Source organism: Actinomadura rugatobispora (genome assembly GCF_055379765.1).
This window is the reverse complement of record NZ_AP029191.1, coordinates 12007590-12022090: the sequence shown is the minus strand read 5'-3', so window position 1 is coordinate 12022090 and position 14501 is coordinate 12007590. Positions and strand designations below refer to the sequence as shown.

The 14501-nt window shown below is 71.2% G+C and carries 13 protein-coding genes; 11 read left to right on the top strand and 2 right to left on the bottom strand.

Annotation, left to right across the window (positions count from 1 at the left end; translation table 11 throughout):
* The first annotated feature begins 86 nt into the window (after positions 1 to 86).
* The 11 genes from ACZ466_RS53990 to ACZ466_RS53940 all read left to right on the top strand — a co-directional run bounded on the left by ACZ466_RS53990 (position 87) and on the right by ACZ466_RS53940 (position 12518).
* Positions 87 to 938 (top strand): acyl-CoA dehydrogenase family protein, encoded by an 852-nt coding sequence (locus ACZ466_RS53990; RefSeq protein ID WP_464042434.1) that lies wholly within the window; start codon positions 87 to 89, stop codon positions 936 to 938.
* Positions 935 to 2083, top strand: a complete 1149-nt coding sequence (locus ACZ466_RS53985; protein ID WP_378288162.1) for an acyl-CoA dehydrogenase family protein — start codon at positions 935 to 937, stop codon at positions 2081 to 2083. The genes ACZ466_RS53990 and ACZ466_RS53985 overlap by 4 nt, the downstream gene beginning before the upstream one ends.
* A gap of 10 nt (positions 2084 to 2093) precedes the next feature.
* On the top strand, positions 2094 to 2885 hold the full coding sequence (locus tag ACZ466_RS53980) for an enoyl-CoA hydratase (RefSeq protein ID WP_378288163.1): 792 nt from the start codon (positions 2094 to 2096) through the stop codon (positions 2883 to 2885).
* A gap of 331 nt (positions 2886 to 3216) precedes the next feature.
* The gene (locus ACZ466_RS53975) at positions 3217 to 4653 is read left to right on the top strand and encodes an aldehyde dehydrogenase family protein (RefSeq protein WP_464042432.1); all 1437 of its coding nucleotides are present in this window, start codon (positions 3217 to 3219) and stop codon (positions 4651 to 4653) included.
* The gene (locus ACZ466_RS53970) at positions 4650 to 5855 is read left to right on the top strand and encodes a CaiB/BaiF CoA transferase family protein (protein WP_378288165.1); all 1206 of its coding nucleotides are present in this window, start codon (positions 4650 to 4652) and stop codon (positions 5853 to 5855) included. The genes ACZ466_RS53975 and ACZ466_RS53970 overlap by 4 nt, the downstream gene beginning before the upstream one ends.
* Positions 5856 to 6000: 145 nt before the next feature.
* A complete protein-coding gene (locus ACZ466_RS53965; RefSeq protein WP_378288166.1) occupies positions 6001 to 7179 on the top strand; it encodes an amidohydrolase family protein in 1179 nt (392 codons plus the stop codon).
* A 7-nt stretch (positions 7180 to 7186) separates the two neighbouring features.
* Positions 7187 to 8617 (top strand): FadD3 family acyl-CoA ligase, encoded by a 1431-nt coding sequence (locus ACZ466_RS53960; protein WP_464042430.1) that lies wholly within the window; start codon positions 7187 to 7189, stop codon positions 8615 to 8617.
* Positions 8618 to 8713: 96 nt separating this feature from the next.
* Complete coding sequence (locus ACZ466_RS53955) at positions 8714 to 11080, top strand: sensor histidine kinase (RefSeq protein ID WP_378288168.1); 2367 nt, start codon at positions 8714 to 8716, stop codon at positions 11078 to 11080.
* Positions 11077 to 11538, top strand: coding sequence for a roadblock/LC7 domain-containing protein (locus ACZ466_RS53950; protein WP_378288169.1), 462 nt, complete (start codon positions 11077 to 11079; stop codon positions 11536 to 11538). Before ACZ466_RS53955 ends, ACZ466_RS53950 begins: the two co-directional genes overlap by 4 nt.
* Positions 11539 to 11542: 4 nt before the next feature.
* Positions 11543 to 11926, top strand: a complete 384-nt coding sequence (locus tag ACZ466_RS53945) for a DUF742 domain-containing protein (protein ID WP_378288170.1) — start codon at positions 11543 to 11545, stop codon at positions 11924 to 11926.
* A complete protein-coding gene (locus ACZ466_RS53940) occupies positions 11907 to 12518 on the top strand; it encodes a GTP-binding protein (RefSeq protein ID WP_378288171.1) in 612 nt (203 codons plus the stop codon). The genes ACZ466_RS53945 and ACZ466_RS53940 overlap by 20 nt, the downstream gene beginning before the upstream one ends.
* A 63-nt stretch (positions 12519 to 12581) precedes the next feature.
* Here the strand turns inward: ACZ466_RS53940 and ACZ466_RS53935 are convergent, their stop codons facing one another.
* Both ACZ466_RS53935 and ACZ466_RS53930 read right to left on the bottom strand, forming a co-directional pair.
* The gene (locus tag ACZ466_RS53935) at positions 12582 to 13346 is read right to left on the bottom strand and encodes an SDR family NAD(P)-dependent oxidoreductase (protein WP_378288172.1); all 765 of its coding nucleotides are present in this window, start codon (positions 13344 to 13346) and stop codon (positions 12582 to 12584) included.
* Between the two features lie 445 nt (positions 13347 to 13791).
* Positions 13792 to 14358: a TetR/AcrR family transcriptional regulator gene (locus tag ACZ466_RS53930; protein ID WP_378288173.1), complete on the bottom strand. Its 567-nt coding sequence runs from the start codon at positions 14356 to 14358 to the stop codon at positions 13792 to 13794.
* Positions 14359 to 14501 lie beyond the last annotated feature (143 nt).

The following is a 14501-nucleotide window of genomic DNA, read 5'->3' as shown; positions in this document are numbered from 1 at the left end:
GCGTGTCGTCTGTCTGTGGGCCGATGCGACGGAAGCCCCGAACGCGGGCCGCCGCGCCGTCGGCAAGGTTCATTTGGAGGTCGCCGGTGGATGTCGAGTTCGATGAGGATCAGCGGCTGTTGCAGCAGATGGTCCGGGAGACGGTGGCCAAGTCGCGGTCGTTGCCGGAGGATCGGTTGTGGGCGCAGTACCGGGAGTTGGGGTGGTTGGAGGCTCCGCCGGTAGAGCTGGCGATCGTGCTGGAGGAGCTGGGGTATGTCGCCGATCCGACGCCGTTTTTGGCGTCGGCGACCTGGTTCGCTCCGCTGGCGGGTCGTCTTCCTGAGGGTGCGGGGACGGCGGTGTGCGACGGGACCGGGCGGTTCGTGCTGGACGCGGACAGGGCGGATGAGGTCGCGTTGGTCACCGGTGATGGTGTGGTGGTGGTGAACGGGGCGGATCTGGCGGCCAAGCGGGTGGATGTCTTCGATCCCACGCTGCATGTGGCGCATGTGGAGGCGCAGGATCTGGCCAAGGGTGTCCCGGATCTGGCGTTGATGGGGCTGGCGGTCACAGCGGTGGGGAGTTGCCGCCGGATTTTGGATCTGGTGGTGGAGCATGTGAAGCAGCGGGTGCAGTTCGGTGTGCCGATCGGGTCGTTTCAGGCGGTGAAGCACAAGGCCGCGGACATGTACGTGGCGATCGAGCGGGCTCGTGCGCTGGCGTATTTCTCGGCGTTGACGATCGCGGAGGATGACGCGGGTCGTGGCCGGGCGGCGTTGATGGCGAAGGCGGCGGCGGGGGAGTGTCAGCGGGTGGTGTTCGCTCATGGGCTGCAGTTGTTCGGGGCGATGGGGTTCACGTGGGAGAACGAGGTGCAGGTGCATTTGAAGCGGGCGAAGGCGTGTGATCTGCTGCTGGGTACCGCGTCGGTGCACAGGAAGGCGCTGGTCGCGTGAAACTCGGAATCGACCCCGAAGTCGAACAATTCCGCGCCGAGTTCGCAGAATTCCTGGACGCCAATCTCCCCAACCCCGTTGAGGCCGCGCAACGGCCGCGATCGAGTTCGGACGTCCCCGAATGGGCGAGGCGGTGGCAGCGCAAGCTGTTCGACGCGGGCTGGCTGCTTCCCGGCAACCCGCCCGAGTTCGGCGGCCGCAACGCCACCCTGGCGCAGCAGCTCGCCTACCGGGAAGAGCTGTCGGAACGGCGGATCTACCACAGCTACAACCCCCAGGGCGTCGGCATCATCGCGGCCTCGATCCTGACGTTCGGGACCGAGGAGCAGAAGCGCGAGTGGGCCGTCCCCATCCTGAAGGCCGACATCACGGCCTCGCTCGGCATGAGCGAGCCCGGTGCGGGGTCCGACCTGGCCGGGCTGCGGACGCGTGCCGTCCTGGACGGTGACGAGTTCGTGGTGAACGGGCAGAAGGTGTGGACGTCGGGCGCGCATCACGCCGACGTGCTGCTGACGTTCGTGCGGACCGATCCCGAGGCTCCCAAGCACAAGGGCATCAGCGTCCTGCTCATCCCCACCGCCGCCGAGGGCGTGGTGCGCAGGCCCTTCGGGTCCCTCACCTCTCCTGACGACATGGACTTCAACGAGGTCTTCTTCACCGACGTCCGGGTGCCCCGGAAGAACCTGATCGGTGAGCTCAACAAGGGCTGGAGCGTCGCGCACGGCTCCCTGGGCCACGAGCGGAACCTGCTGTGGCTGGGCTACGCCGAGCAGATGGTGTGGCTGCTCCGGGACGCGCCCAGCGACCAGGAGTGGTACGCCACGCTGGAGATGGACCTGCAGGCGCTGCGGCTGCTGGGCTACCGCCAGCTCGCCGGCGACCGGGACCCGGCGGAGCTGTCGGTGCTCAAGGTGCTCGGGTCCGAGGCCGTGCAGGCGGGGAACCTGAACGCGCTGGAGGAGAACGGGGCCGACTCGCTCCTCCATCCCACGACGACCGCGCCGTTCAACCACATGGGGCTCGACGTCATGTCGGCCGGCTGGTTCGACCGGTACTCGCGCGGCTTCGGCGGCACGATCGCCGGGGGCACCTCCGAGATCCAGCGCAACATCATCGCCGAGCGCATCCTCGGCCTACCCAGGTAAGGACATCCGGATGGACCAGATTCTGTACGAGGCCAAGGACGGGGTGGCGGTCATCACGCTGAACCGTCCGGAGGCCGCCAACGCCCAGACGATGGCGCTGCTGGACGACCTGGACGCGGCCTGGACCCGTGCGGCGGCCGACCAGGACGTGCGGGTGATCGTGCTCAAGGCCAACGGCCGGCACTTCTCGGCCGGGCACGACATCAAGGGCGGCGGCCCGGCCCCCGACAAGATCACCCTGGAGTCGATCTACGAGATCGAGTCGCGCCGGTACCTGGAGTACACGCTGCGCTGGCGCAACGTGCCCAAGCCCTCGATCGCGGCGGTGCAGGGCAAGTGCATCGCGGGCGGGCTGATGCTGTGCTGGCCGTGCGACCTGATCGTGGCGGCCGAGAACGCGCAGTTCTCCGACCCGGTGGTGCACATGGGCATCGGCGGGGTGGAGTACCACGGCCACACCTGGGAGCTGGGCCCGCGCAAGGCCAAGGAGATCCTGTTCACCGGCCGCCCGGTCACCGCCGAGGAGGCGGAGAAGGTGGGCATGGTCAACAAGGTCGTCCCGCTGGAGGAGCTGGAGAGCGCGGCGATGGAGCTGGCCGGGCAGATCGCCAAGATGCACCCCTTCGCGCTGCGGCAGGCCAAGCGCGCGGTCAACCAGAGCCTGGACGTCCAGGGCTTCTACGCCGCCATCCAGTCGGTCTTCGACATCCACCAGACCGGGCACGGCAACGCCCTCAGCGACGGCGGGTACCCGATCATGGTCCGCCTCGACGAGATGAAGAAGCAGCTCAAGTCGAATTGAGCCGCGGGCCCCGGGCGGGCGCCGGCGCCCGCCCGGGGCGGTGCCCGCCGCCGGGGCGCCCATATCGATCAAGCCTTTGCGCCGTCCTTCAGCACCGCATTCCCGCGGTGGATCAAGGGCGGCGCGCCTTATGTGCCGCCGCTCCGTCGACCCTTCGCCACGGGCTGCTCCTGATCGTCCTGTCAGATGACGTTCTCCTGTGTGAATACTTGATTTACCCAGATTGAGAATGTAGTTTTCGACCACTGCGGAGGATGGACAGGATGCGAACTCAGGACAGGGTGGCGATGGCCACCGGAATGCACGTGAACGGTGGACGGGTGGTGTGGCTGTGAAGCGTCTGCTCATCGACGGTCGGCTCGTGGAGACCGGCAGAACGTTCTCCTCGTTGAACCCGGCGACGGGCGAGGTGCTCGGCGAGGCGCCGGACGCCACGGTCGCCGACGCCGAGGCCGCGGTCGAGGCCGCGCGGCGCGCCTTCGACACCACGCGCTGGGCGACCGACCGCGAGTTCCGCGTCAAGTGCCTGAACCAGCTGTACCAGGCGCTGAACAAGCACAAGGAGGACCTGCGGGAGCTGACGATCGCGGAGGTGGGCGCGCCCCGCGTGAGCACGCACGGCGCCGGCCTCGACGAGCCGATCGAGCTGGTCCGCTACTACGCCGACCTGGTCGCCGGCCTGCCCGAGACCGAGGAGCTCGGCGAGATCGAGGTGCGGGGCCAGCGCCACCGCCGCTGGGTGGAGAAGCTGCCCGCGGGCGTGGTCACCGCGATCACCGCCTACAACTACCCGACCCAGCTCGCCCTGGCCAAGCTGGCCCCGGCGCTGGCGGCCGGGTGCACGGTGGTGCTCAAGGGCGCCCCGGACACGCCGCTGATCACGCTGGCGCTGGGCGAGCTGATCGCCTCCGACACCGAGATCCCGCCCGGCGTGGTGAACGTGCTGACCTCCTCGGAGATCGCGGTGGGCGAGGTGCTCACCACCCACCCCGGGGTGGACATGGTCACCTTCACCGGGTCCACCCCGACCGGCCGCAAGATCATGGCCGCCGCCAGCGAGACCGTCAAGAAGGTCTTCCTGGAGCTGGGCGGCAAGTCCGCCATGATCGTGCTGGACGACGCCGACTTCGGCCTGGCCGCGATGGTCGCCTCCTTCACCATCTGCTCGCACTCCGGGCAGGGCTGCGCGATCACGTCCCGGATGCTGGTGCCCCGCGCGCACCACGACGCGATCGTCGAGCAGGTCGCGGCCATGCTCGGGCAGGTGCGCTACGGCGACCCGTCCGACGCGGACAACTACATGGGGCCGCTCATCAGCGAGCGGCAGCGCGACAAGGTCGACGCCATGGTCAAGCGGGCCGTCGAGGCGGGCGCCACGCTGGTCACCGGCGGCGAGAAGGTCGATCCGGGCTACTACTACAAGCCCACGCTCCTGAGCAATGTCGACCCGTCGAGCGAGGTCGCCCAGGAGGAGGTGTTCGGTCCGGTGCTGGCGGTCATCCCGTTCGACGACGACGATGACGCGGTCCGGATCGCCAACGACTCGATCTACGGCCTGTCCGGCGGCGTGTACGGCGCCGACCAGGAGCGGGCCCTGTCGGTGGCGCGCAGGATCCGCACCGGCACCATCGGCGTCAACGGCGGCGCGTGGTTCGCGCCGGACGCGCCGTTCGGCGGCTTCAAGCAGTCGGGGATCGGCCGGGAGATGGGCGTGGCCGGGCTCGAGGAGTTCCAGGAGCGCAAGACCCTCGCGGTGGTGGTCGCGTGAAGCCGCTGGAGGGCATCCGCGTCCTGGAGGTCGCGATGTACGGCTTCGTCCCGTCGGCGGGGGCCGTGCTCGCCGACTGGGGAGCCGAGGTGATCAAGGTCGAGCACGCCGTCAAGGGCGACCCGCAGCGCGGGCTCCGGCAGACCGGCACCATGAAGGTCGAGGGCGACCCGAACCCCAACGTCGAGCACGCCAACCGCGGCAAGCGCAGCCTCGGCCTCGACGTGGCCAGCCCCGAGGGCAAGGAGGTGCTGGACGAGCTGGTGCGCCGCGCCGACGTGTTCCTCACCAACTTCCTGCCCGCGGCCCGCCGCAGGCTGGGCATCGACGTCGAGGACGTCCGCGCGCTCAACCCGAAGGTCATCTACGCCCGGGGGAGCGCGCTCGGCCCGCGCGGTGCCGAGTCCGAGCGCGGCGGCTTCGACATGACGGCGTTCTGGTGCCGGGCGTCCACGGCCGCCAGCATCACCCCGCCCACCATCGACGGCCTGATCGGCCCGCCGGGGCCCGCCTACGGCGACACCATCTCCGGCACCAACCTCGCGGGCGGCATCAGCGCGGCGCTGTTCAAGCGCGAGCGGACGGGCGAGCCGTCGGTGGTGGACGTCTCGCTGCTCGGCAGCGGGCTGTGGGCCATGGGGCACCTGATCGGGCTGTCCCAGCATCTCGGCGAGCCCGGCGTGGCGCCCGTCCCGGGCTCGCACGGCTCGCCGAACAACCCCCTGTCCGGTCTGTACCGGACCTCCGACGGCCGCTTCCTGTCGCTGGTGATGCTGCAGCCCGGCAGGTACTGGGCGGACGTGGTCCAGCACATCGGCCGTCCCGAGCTGGTCGACGATCCCCGGTTCGCCACCGCGGAGCTGATCGCGGCCAACACCGAGCAGGCCGTCGAGATCCTGCGCGAGGCGATCGCGGAGCGCTCCCTCGCGGAGTGGACCGAGCGCTTCGCCACCCTTTCCGGGCCGTGGGCCCCGGTGCAGGACTCCCTGCAGGTGGGCGAGGACCCGCAGATCCGGGCCAACGAGTACATCCTCCCGGCCGGGGAGCTCGAACTGGTCGCCAACCCGGTGCAGTTCGACGTCACCGCGCCCGAGCTCGGCCCCGCTCCCGAGTTCGCCGCCCAGACCGAGGAGGTCCTCCTGGAGCTCGGTCTGGACTGGGAGCGCATCATCGCCCTGAAGGAGGCGGGCGCGGTCACCTGACCCCGCCGCCACCCGGCCGCGCCGGGGCGTCCCGGGCCTCCTGCCTGGGACGTCCCGCCGCTCCGGCGCTCACGCCCCCCGCGTCGATATTGCCATGCTCTCATTAAGAGAATATGCTTCTCCAAACTGACGAGGGAGGATCTCCATGGCGTCGCGTGAGCTGTCGTATCCCCTGTTCGACGCGGACAACCACCTGTACGAGCCGCCGGAGGCGCTGACCCAGTACCTCCCCAAGGAGTACAGCGGCGCGATCGAGTACGTGCAGGTGCGCGGCCGGACGAAGATCGCCGTTCGCGGCCAGATCAGCGAGTACATCCCCAACCCCACCTTCGAGGTGGTCGCCCGCCCCGGCGCGATGGAGGAGTACTACCGGGTCGGCAACCCCGACGGGAAGACCCGCCGCGAGATCTTCGGCGAGCCGATGAAGTCGATCCCCGCCTTCCGCGAGCCGGCCCCCCGCCTCGAGCTGATGGACGAGCAGGGCATCCGGCAGTCGCTGATGTTCCCGACGCTGGCCAGCCTCATCGAGGAGCGGATGCGGGACGACCCGGAGCTCACCCACGTGGTGATCCACGCGCTCAACGAGTGGCTCCACGAGACCTGGTCGTTCGACTACAAGAGCCGCATCTACACCACCCCCGTCATCACCCTCCCGATCGTGGAGAAGGCGATCGACGAACTCAACTGGTGCGTCGAGCGCGGCGCGCGGGCGGTGCTGATCCGGCCCGCGCCGGTGCCCGGCTACCGCGGCCCGCGCTCGTTCGCGCTGCCGGAGTTCGACCCGTTCTGGAAGCGCGTCGTGGAGACCGGCGTGCTGGTCGCCATGCACTCCTCCGACAGCGGCTACGCCCGCTACATCAGCGACTGGGAGGGCCAGCGCAACGAGATGCTGCCCTTCAAGCCGAACGCCTTCCGGCAGCTCAGCAGCTGGCGCCCCGTCGAGGACGCGGTGGGCTCGCTGGTCTGCCACGGCGCCCTGACCCGCTTCCCCGACCTGAAGATCGCGGTCATCGAGAACGGCGCCTCCTGGGTGGCGCCGCTGCTGAACAACCTCACCGACCTCTACAAGAAGATGCCGCACGAGTTCGGCGAGAACCCGGTCGAGCAGATCAAGCGCCACATCAACGTCAGCCCGTTCTGGGAAGAGGACATGGCCGAGCTCGGCGACCTCATCGGGATCGAGCGGGTGCTGTTCGGGTCCGACTACCCCCACCCCGAGGGCCTGGCCGACCCGATCACCTACGTCGACGAGCTGCAGCGGCTGACCGAGCAGGACAAGGCCAAGGTCATGGGCGGCAACCTCGCCAAGCTCGTCGGCGTGTGAGACCGGCATGAGCTGGGACACCATCCCCGAGATGGTGCTGAGCGCGGCCGACCGCTTCGGTGACGCCGAAGCCGTGGTGGACGGCCCGCTCAGGCTCGGCTTCGCCGAGCTGGCCGACCGGGTCCGCGCCGCCGCGGGAGCGTTCGCGGCGGCGGGGATCCGGAAGGGCGACCGGGGCGCGGTCTGGGCGCCCAACTCGGCCGAGTGGATCATCGCCGCGTTCGGGCTGCAGACCGCCGGCGGGGTCCTGGTCCCGGTCAACACGCGGTACCGGGCCGAGGAGGCGGGCGAGGTCATCCGCCGGAGCGGGGCCCGGGCGGTGCTCGTCCAGAAGGGCTTCCTCGGCCTGGACTTCCCCGTCCCGCCCGGCGTGCCGGTCTTCGACCTGAAGTCGGGCTTCCTGGAGAGCGGCACGCCGTACGAATGCGCGATGAGCGGCGGCGACGTGAGCGACATCGTGTTCACCTCGGGCACGACCGGCCGGTCCAAGGGCGTCATGTGCGACCACCGGCAGTCGCTCCGGCTCTACTCGGAGTGGTGCGACCGGGCCGACCTGCGCGAGGGCGACCGCTACCTGATCGTCAACCCGTTCTTCCACGTGTTCGGCTACAAGGCCGGGTGCATCGCCTCCCTGATCCGCGGCGCCACGATGATCCCGGTCCCGGTCTTCGACGTGGACCGCGTCCTGGAACTGGTGGAGCGGGAGCGGGTGACGATGCTGCCGGGGCCGCCCACGCTGTACCACTCGCTGCTGGAGGCGCCGGGCCGGCGCGACCTGTCGTCCCTGCGCGTCGCGGTGACGGGCGCCGCCGACATTCCGGTGGAGCTGGTCCGCAGGATGCGCGGCGAGCTGCCGTTCCGCAGGATCATGACCGGGTACGGGCTCACCGAGGCGTCGGGAACGGTCACCACGACCGGGCCCGCGGACTCCTTCGAGGACATCGCGACCACGGTCGGACGCCCCTGCGAGGGCGTCGAGGTGCGGATCGCCGACGACGGCGAGGTGCTGGTCCGCGGCTACACGGTCATGAAGGGCTACCTCGACGACCCGGCCGCGACCGCCGACGCCGTCGACGCCGACGGCTGGCTGCACACCGGCGACCTGGGCACCCTGGACGAGAAGGGCCTGCTGCGGATCTCCGGCCGCAAGAAGGACATGTTCATCGTCGGCGGCTTCAACGTCTACCCGGCCGAGGTCGAGGGCTGCCTGCTGGAGCACCCGGCGGTCGCGCAGGCCGCGGTCGTCGCCGTCCCGGACGCCCGGCTCGGTCAGGTGGGCCGGGCGTTCGTCGTGCGCCGCGGCCAGGTGTCGGAGGAGGAGCTGATCGCCTGGAGCCGCGACCGGATCGCCGGCTACAAGGCGCCGAGGTCCGTGGCGTTCCTCGAGGAACTGCCCCTGAACGCCACGGGCAAGGTGATGAAGGAACGCCTGAGATGAACGACTGAGATGAACGACTGAGATGAACGGCTGAAACAGAAGAACGGCTGAGTTGACCGCTGGGACCCCACCCCCTTTGAGCCCACGGAGCAGACCGTGTTCAACGCCGAGCATGTCCAAGGCTCGCGCGGAAGGCCGCGCACGCGGCCCATCCGCCGCAGGATCGCGCTGCTGCTGGTCATTCCGCTGACGTCGCTGGTGGCGCTGTGGGTGTTCTCGGCGTCCACGACGCTGTCGGCGGCGCTGCAACGACTCGACTTCGCCACGGTCTACGACCGCGTCGGCAATCCCCTCGGCCGGCTGGCCCAGACGCTCCAGGACGAGCGGGCGGCGGCCGTGGCGCTGGTCACCGACCCCGCCGGCGGCGAGGCCGCACGGTTCCGGGAACGGGTGACCGCCACGGACACGGCGATCGCGGCGGTCCGCAAGGCGGCCGGCACGCCGGAGGCGTGGGGGCCGCGGGAGGGCGCCGCCGCCCACCGCTACCAGGACCTCGACCGCGCGTTCGGCGGCCTGGCGGCGCTGCGCTCGCGGGCCGGCTCGGGAGACGGCGCGCCGCTGCGCCTGATCGACGAGTACAGCGAGGTCGTGACGGCCACCACCATGCTGCTGACCACCCTGACCAGGATCGACGACATCGCCGTCCAGCAGCAGACGATGTCGCTGCTGAACGTCTACTGGGCGCGGGACTTCATGCTCCGCGAGGACCTGCTGCTGTCGAGCGTCCAGCGGGGCAGGATGACCGCGGCCGAGCGCGCGGCCTTCGCCCGGTGGGCCGGCAGCGGCCGGGAGTTCTTCAGGACGGGCCTCGCCACGGCCGACGGCGAGATCGCCCGGTTCCTGGGCCGGCTCACCGGCGCGCCGTCCTACCTCGCCTACCGCGGGTTCGAGGAGGGTGTCGTCACCGGTGGCACGGTCCCGCGGGCGGCCGAGTGGCGCGGCACGATGACGACGCTGGCCCCGCTGTGGCTGCAGGTCAGCCAGCAGGCGGGGCAGATCCTCACCCGGCGGCAGATCGAGCCGGTCGAGCGGGGCATCATGACCCGCTTCTACCTGGCGGGCGGGGTGGGCCTGCTGGCCGTGGTCGCCTCGATCGTGCTGTCGCTGCTGTTCGCGCGGCGCCTGGCCGACGAGCTGCGCACCCTGCAGCGGACCGCCCAGGAGCTGGCGCACGAGCGGCTGCCGCGGGTGGTGGCGCGGCTGCGGCGCGGCGAGCGGGTGGACGTGGAGGCCGAGGCGCCCCGGCCCGCCGCGGGCAGGACGCGGGAGGTCGCGCTGGTCACCGACGCGTTCGCCGCCGTCCAGCGCACCGCGATCGGCACCGCGGTCGGGGAGGCGGAACTGCGCGCGAGCATCAACCGCGTGTTCGTCAGCCTGTCGTGGCGCAGCCAGTCGCTGCTGCACCGGCAGCTGCGGCTGCTGGACCAGATGGAGCGGCGGGCGTCCAGCCCCGAGGAGCTGGAGGCGCTGTTCCGGCTGGACCACCTGACCACCCGGATGCGGCGCCACGCCGAGGGCCTGGTCATCCTGTCGGGCGCGCCGACCGTCCGGGCGTGGGACCATCCGGTGGCGGCCGAGGACCTGGTCCGCGCCGCCATCGCCGAGGTGGAGGACTACACGCGGGTCGAGGTGGCGGGCTCCTCGTCCTCCGCGGTGACCGGCCGGGTCGTCGCCGACATCATCCACCTGCTGGCGGAGCTGATCGAGAACGCGGCGGCCTACTCCCCGCCGACCACCGAGGTCACCGTGAAGGTGGAGACGGTCGCCAACGGGCTGGCGATCGAGGTGGTGGACCGGGGGGTCGGCCTGCACCCGGACGAGCGCGCCGAGCTCAACCGGCGGCTGGCCGACGCCGCCGAGTTCGACCTGGCCGACGCCGACCGGCTCGGCCTGTTCGTGGTCGCGCGGCTGGCCGCGCGGCACGGCGTCCAGGTGACGCTGCAGCCCTCGGCGTACGGGGGGACGACCGCGATCGTGCTGGTCCCGTACGCGCTGGTGACCCATGACGAGCAGCGGCGGCCGCTGAACGGCGCGGGGCCGGAGGCGGTGGCGCGGCCCGCCGAGGCCGTCCCGGTGCCCGCCCACCGGCTCGACCCTCCGATCAGGCCCGCGCTCCCGGGCGCCCCGGTCCACGAACCGCCGCCCCCGCCCCAGGTTTCGGTCTGGGGCATGCCCCCCGGCGGCCTGGACCGTCCGCTCCAAGGCGGCCCGCCCGAGCCGGAGTCGAGCGAGGTCACGGGAGAGCTGCCCCGCAGGGTGCGGCAGCAGCACCTCGCCCCGCAGCTGCGCGGCCGTCCGGCGCCCCGGCCGGGACGGGGAGCCGCGCCCGACGACGACTTCGACGAGCCGAGCCCCGAGGTCAGCCGCGATCTGATGAGCTCGCTCCAGTCCGGATGGCAGCGCGGCCGGGACGACGACGATCCGGACGACAACGATCAGCTCGACGAATGGGGGCGATCATGAAGCAGGGGACCCGGGCCTCCGGCGAGCTGGACTGGCTGCTGGACGATCTGGTGCAGCGGGTCGGCGAGGTGCGCCAGGCCGTGCTGCTGTCGCGGGACGGGCTGGTGATGGCCGCCTCCGGCGGTGTCACCCGGCAGGACGCCGAGTTCCTGGCGGCGCTGTCGTCGGGGTTCCACAGCCTGGCCAACGGGGCGCGCGAGCACTTCGAGTCCAGGCGCGTGCGGCAGACCGTCGTCGAGCTGGACGGGCTGCTGTTCTTCGTCATCCCGGCCGGCAGCGGCAGCTGCCTGGCGGTGCTGAGCGACGCGGGCGGCAACGCCGGCCTGGTCGCCTACGAGACCACCGTGCTGATCAAGCGGCTGCGGCGGCAGCTGGCGGCGGCGCCCAGGCCCGCCTCCGGCCCCGTCCCGGGCGCCGCGGACCCGCCGGCGCCGGGCGGCCCGGCCGCACCGGGATGATCCCGTGGAATCGCCGAAGGAGCGCTGGATCGGCCGGGACGCCGGGCCGATCGTGCGGCCGTACGCCGTCACGCGCGGGCGGGTGCGCCCGCGCGGGCTCGCCATCGATCTGATCACCATCCTGGTCGCCACCGGCCGCGGGCCCGACGGGCGGGTGCGGCTGACGCGCGAGCAGCGGACGCTGCTGGAGCTGTGCCGGCGGCCGTCCACCCCCGCCGACCTCGCCTCGGAGACCGACCTTCCGTTCCGGGTCGTCCAGATCCTGCTGGAGGACCTGCACCAGTACGGGCTGATCGAGGAGCTGCCGCAGGCCGTGCAGGACGAGCAGGACGGCCGGCCCGACCCCCGCATTCTGATGAGGTTGCTCGATGAACTTCGCCGCCTTTGACTCCTCGTCCCGCTCGCCGCGGGGGGTGGAGGACGATGTCCCGCGGCACACGCTGAAGATCCTGGTCGCCGGCGGCTTCGGCGTCGGCAAGACCACCCTCGTCGGGGCGGTGAGCGAGATCAGGCCGCTGCGCACCGAGGAGGAGCTCACCGAGGTCGGCGACGCGGTGGACGATCTGCGCGGCGTGGAGCGCAAGGCGACGACGACCGTCGCCATGGACTTCGGCCGGCTGACCTTCCCCGGCGGGATCCGGCTCTACCTGTTCGGCACGCCGGGGCAGGAGCGCTTCTGGTTCATGTGGGACCGGATCTCCTACGGCGCGATCGGCGCCGTCGTGCTGGTCGACACCCGGCGGCTCACCGCGAGCTTCGCCGGCATCGACTTCTTCGAGCAGCGCGGGATCCCGTTCCTGGTCGCGGTCAACTGCTTCGACGGCGCCCGCCGCTACACGGTCGAGCAGATCAGGGACGCGCTGGACGTCGATCCGCACGTCCCCGTCATGCTCTGCGACGTGCGCCGCCACGACCTCGCCCGGGACGTCCTGGTCGCGCTGGTCGAGCACGCGCTCCGGTTCTCGGGACGCGGCCACTGACCCGGGCGGGCGGACCCGCGGCCGGCCGGAGCGCTCCGGTGCCCCGGCCGGGAGGGCGCCGCCCTACTTCGGCGGGAACCGCAGGGCGCCGTCGAGCCGGATCACCTCGCCGTTGAGGTAGTCGTTCTCGCAGATGTGCTGGACGAGCGAGGCGTACTCGGAGGAGCGGCCCATCCGCTTGGGGTGCGGGACCTGGGGGCCCCAGTACGCCTCGAGTTGGTCGCCGGCCTTGCCGTAGGCCGGGGTCAGGAACGTGCCCGGGGCGATGGTGACCGCGCGGACGCCCACGGGGGACAGGTCGCGGGCCGCGACGAGGGTCATGCTCACGACGCCGCCCTTGGCCGCGGCGTAGGGGATCTGCCCGATCTGGCCCTCGTAGGCGGCGATCGAGGCGGTGTTGACGATGACCCCGCGGGCGCCCTCGTCGAGCGGCTCCTGCTTGGCGATGGCGGCGGCGGCCAGGCGCATCACGTTGAAGACGCCGGTCAGGTAGACGTCGACGGTCGTCCGGAAGCCCGCGAGGTCGAGGGGAGAGCCGTCCTTGTTGAGCAGCCGCCCGCCGCTGGCCGGCCCGCCGTGGACGTCGACCGAGATGCGCAGCGGTCCCGCGGCCTCGGCCTCGGCGATCGCCGCCTGGACGGACTCCTCGTCGGTGGCGTCGGTCCGCACGTAGCGGATGCCCAGCTCCTGCTCCAGCGCCTTGCCCTTGTCGTCGGCGAGGTCGGCGACGACCACCTTCGCCCCCGCCGCGTGCAGGCGGCGGACGGTGGCCTCCCCCAGGCCCCCGGTCCCGCCGACCACGATCGCGGAGTTGCCACTGATCTCCATCAACGTTTTCCTTTCTAGCAAGCAAGGCTCTAGCGATCCGAGAATATCATTCTCGCGATGATTGGCAAGGGTCCGGAATGGCGTTCCGAGGGCGGTCGTTCTGGGACATTCCGGGTGCGTTCCGGTGGAACTCCTCCCGGCGCGGGAATCGGCCCGCACGCGCGCCGCGCCGAAACCGGGGCGCCGTGGGGAGCGCGCGACGCGGGCGGCCGGAGAAGGCGAGAGGCCCCGCCGGGACCGGCACCCGCCCGGACGAACGGAGCGCGATCCCCGGCGGGGCCTCATGGGCGCCGGCGGAGGTGGGAAGTGATCGAGGTGTGACCGAAATTACGGTCGACGATCGAGACCGTCGCCTTCGCATGGCATCGGTCATGCACCGATCGTGAAGAGTCCCCTCCGGAGCGAGAGGGGAGCTTCTCCGGAGAAGGGGGTAAAGGGCCGCTCGCTAGAGCTTCGCGAAGCCGGTCGCGCAGAAATCCCAGACCTCGTCGGCCGTGATGGGATGCCCGGCCTCGTCGCTCTCACCGGTGGCGGACTGGGCGATGAACATCACCGTCTGCATCGTCAGCGCGGCGGCGCGATGCGGTTTCAGGTCGGTCCGGATCCGGTCGACCGCCTTGGCCTCGGTCATCAGCTCGGTGAACAGCCCGAGCAGCGGCGCGTGCGCGACCTTCACCTCGGTGGGGTGGGAGATCAGCAGCTGCGGGGCGAAGTCGGTGAACAGCGGGCGCTGCGCGGCCGGGTCGGGCCGGGAGAGCTCGAACAGCAGCTGGACGGCGACCTTGAGCCGGTCCAGGGGGTCGGAGTGACCGGCCGCCGCCGCGCGGATCTGGTTGGCCGACCGCCGCAGCGCGTCCTCGAAGAGGGCCAGCAGCAGCTCGTGCTTGCCGTCGAAGTGCTGGTAGAAGCTGCGCAACGACTGGCGGGAGCGGTCGACGACCTCCTGGACGGTGAAGTCGGTGGTGCCCTTCTCGCTCATGATCGCCTGAGCCGCGTCCAGAAAGCGTTGCACTCTCTGCTCCGCGCGGAGCTTCGCGGCTTTGGTGGAGCGTTCGACCGCTCGCTGTTTCCACGCCGGTTCTTCGCTCGTCGTGCTCACGGGCGGGTCCGTCCTCTGCGCCATATGCAGAACCTTACTGCACGGTACCGGTAGGC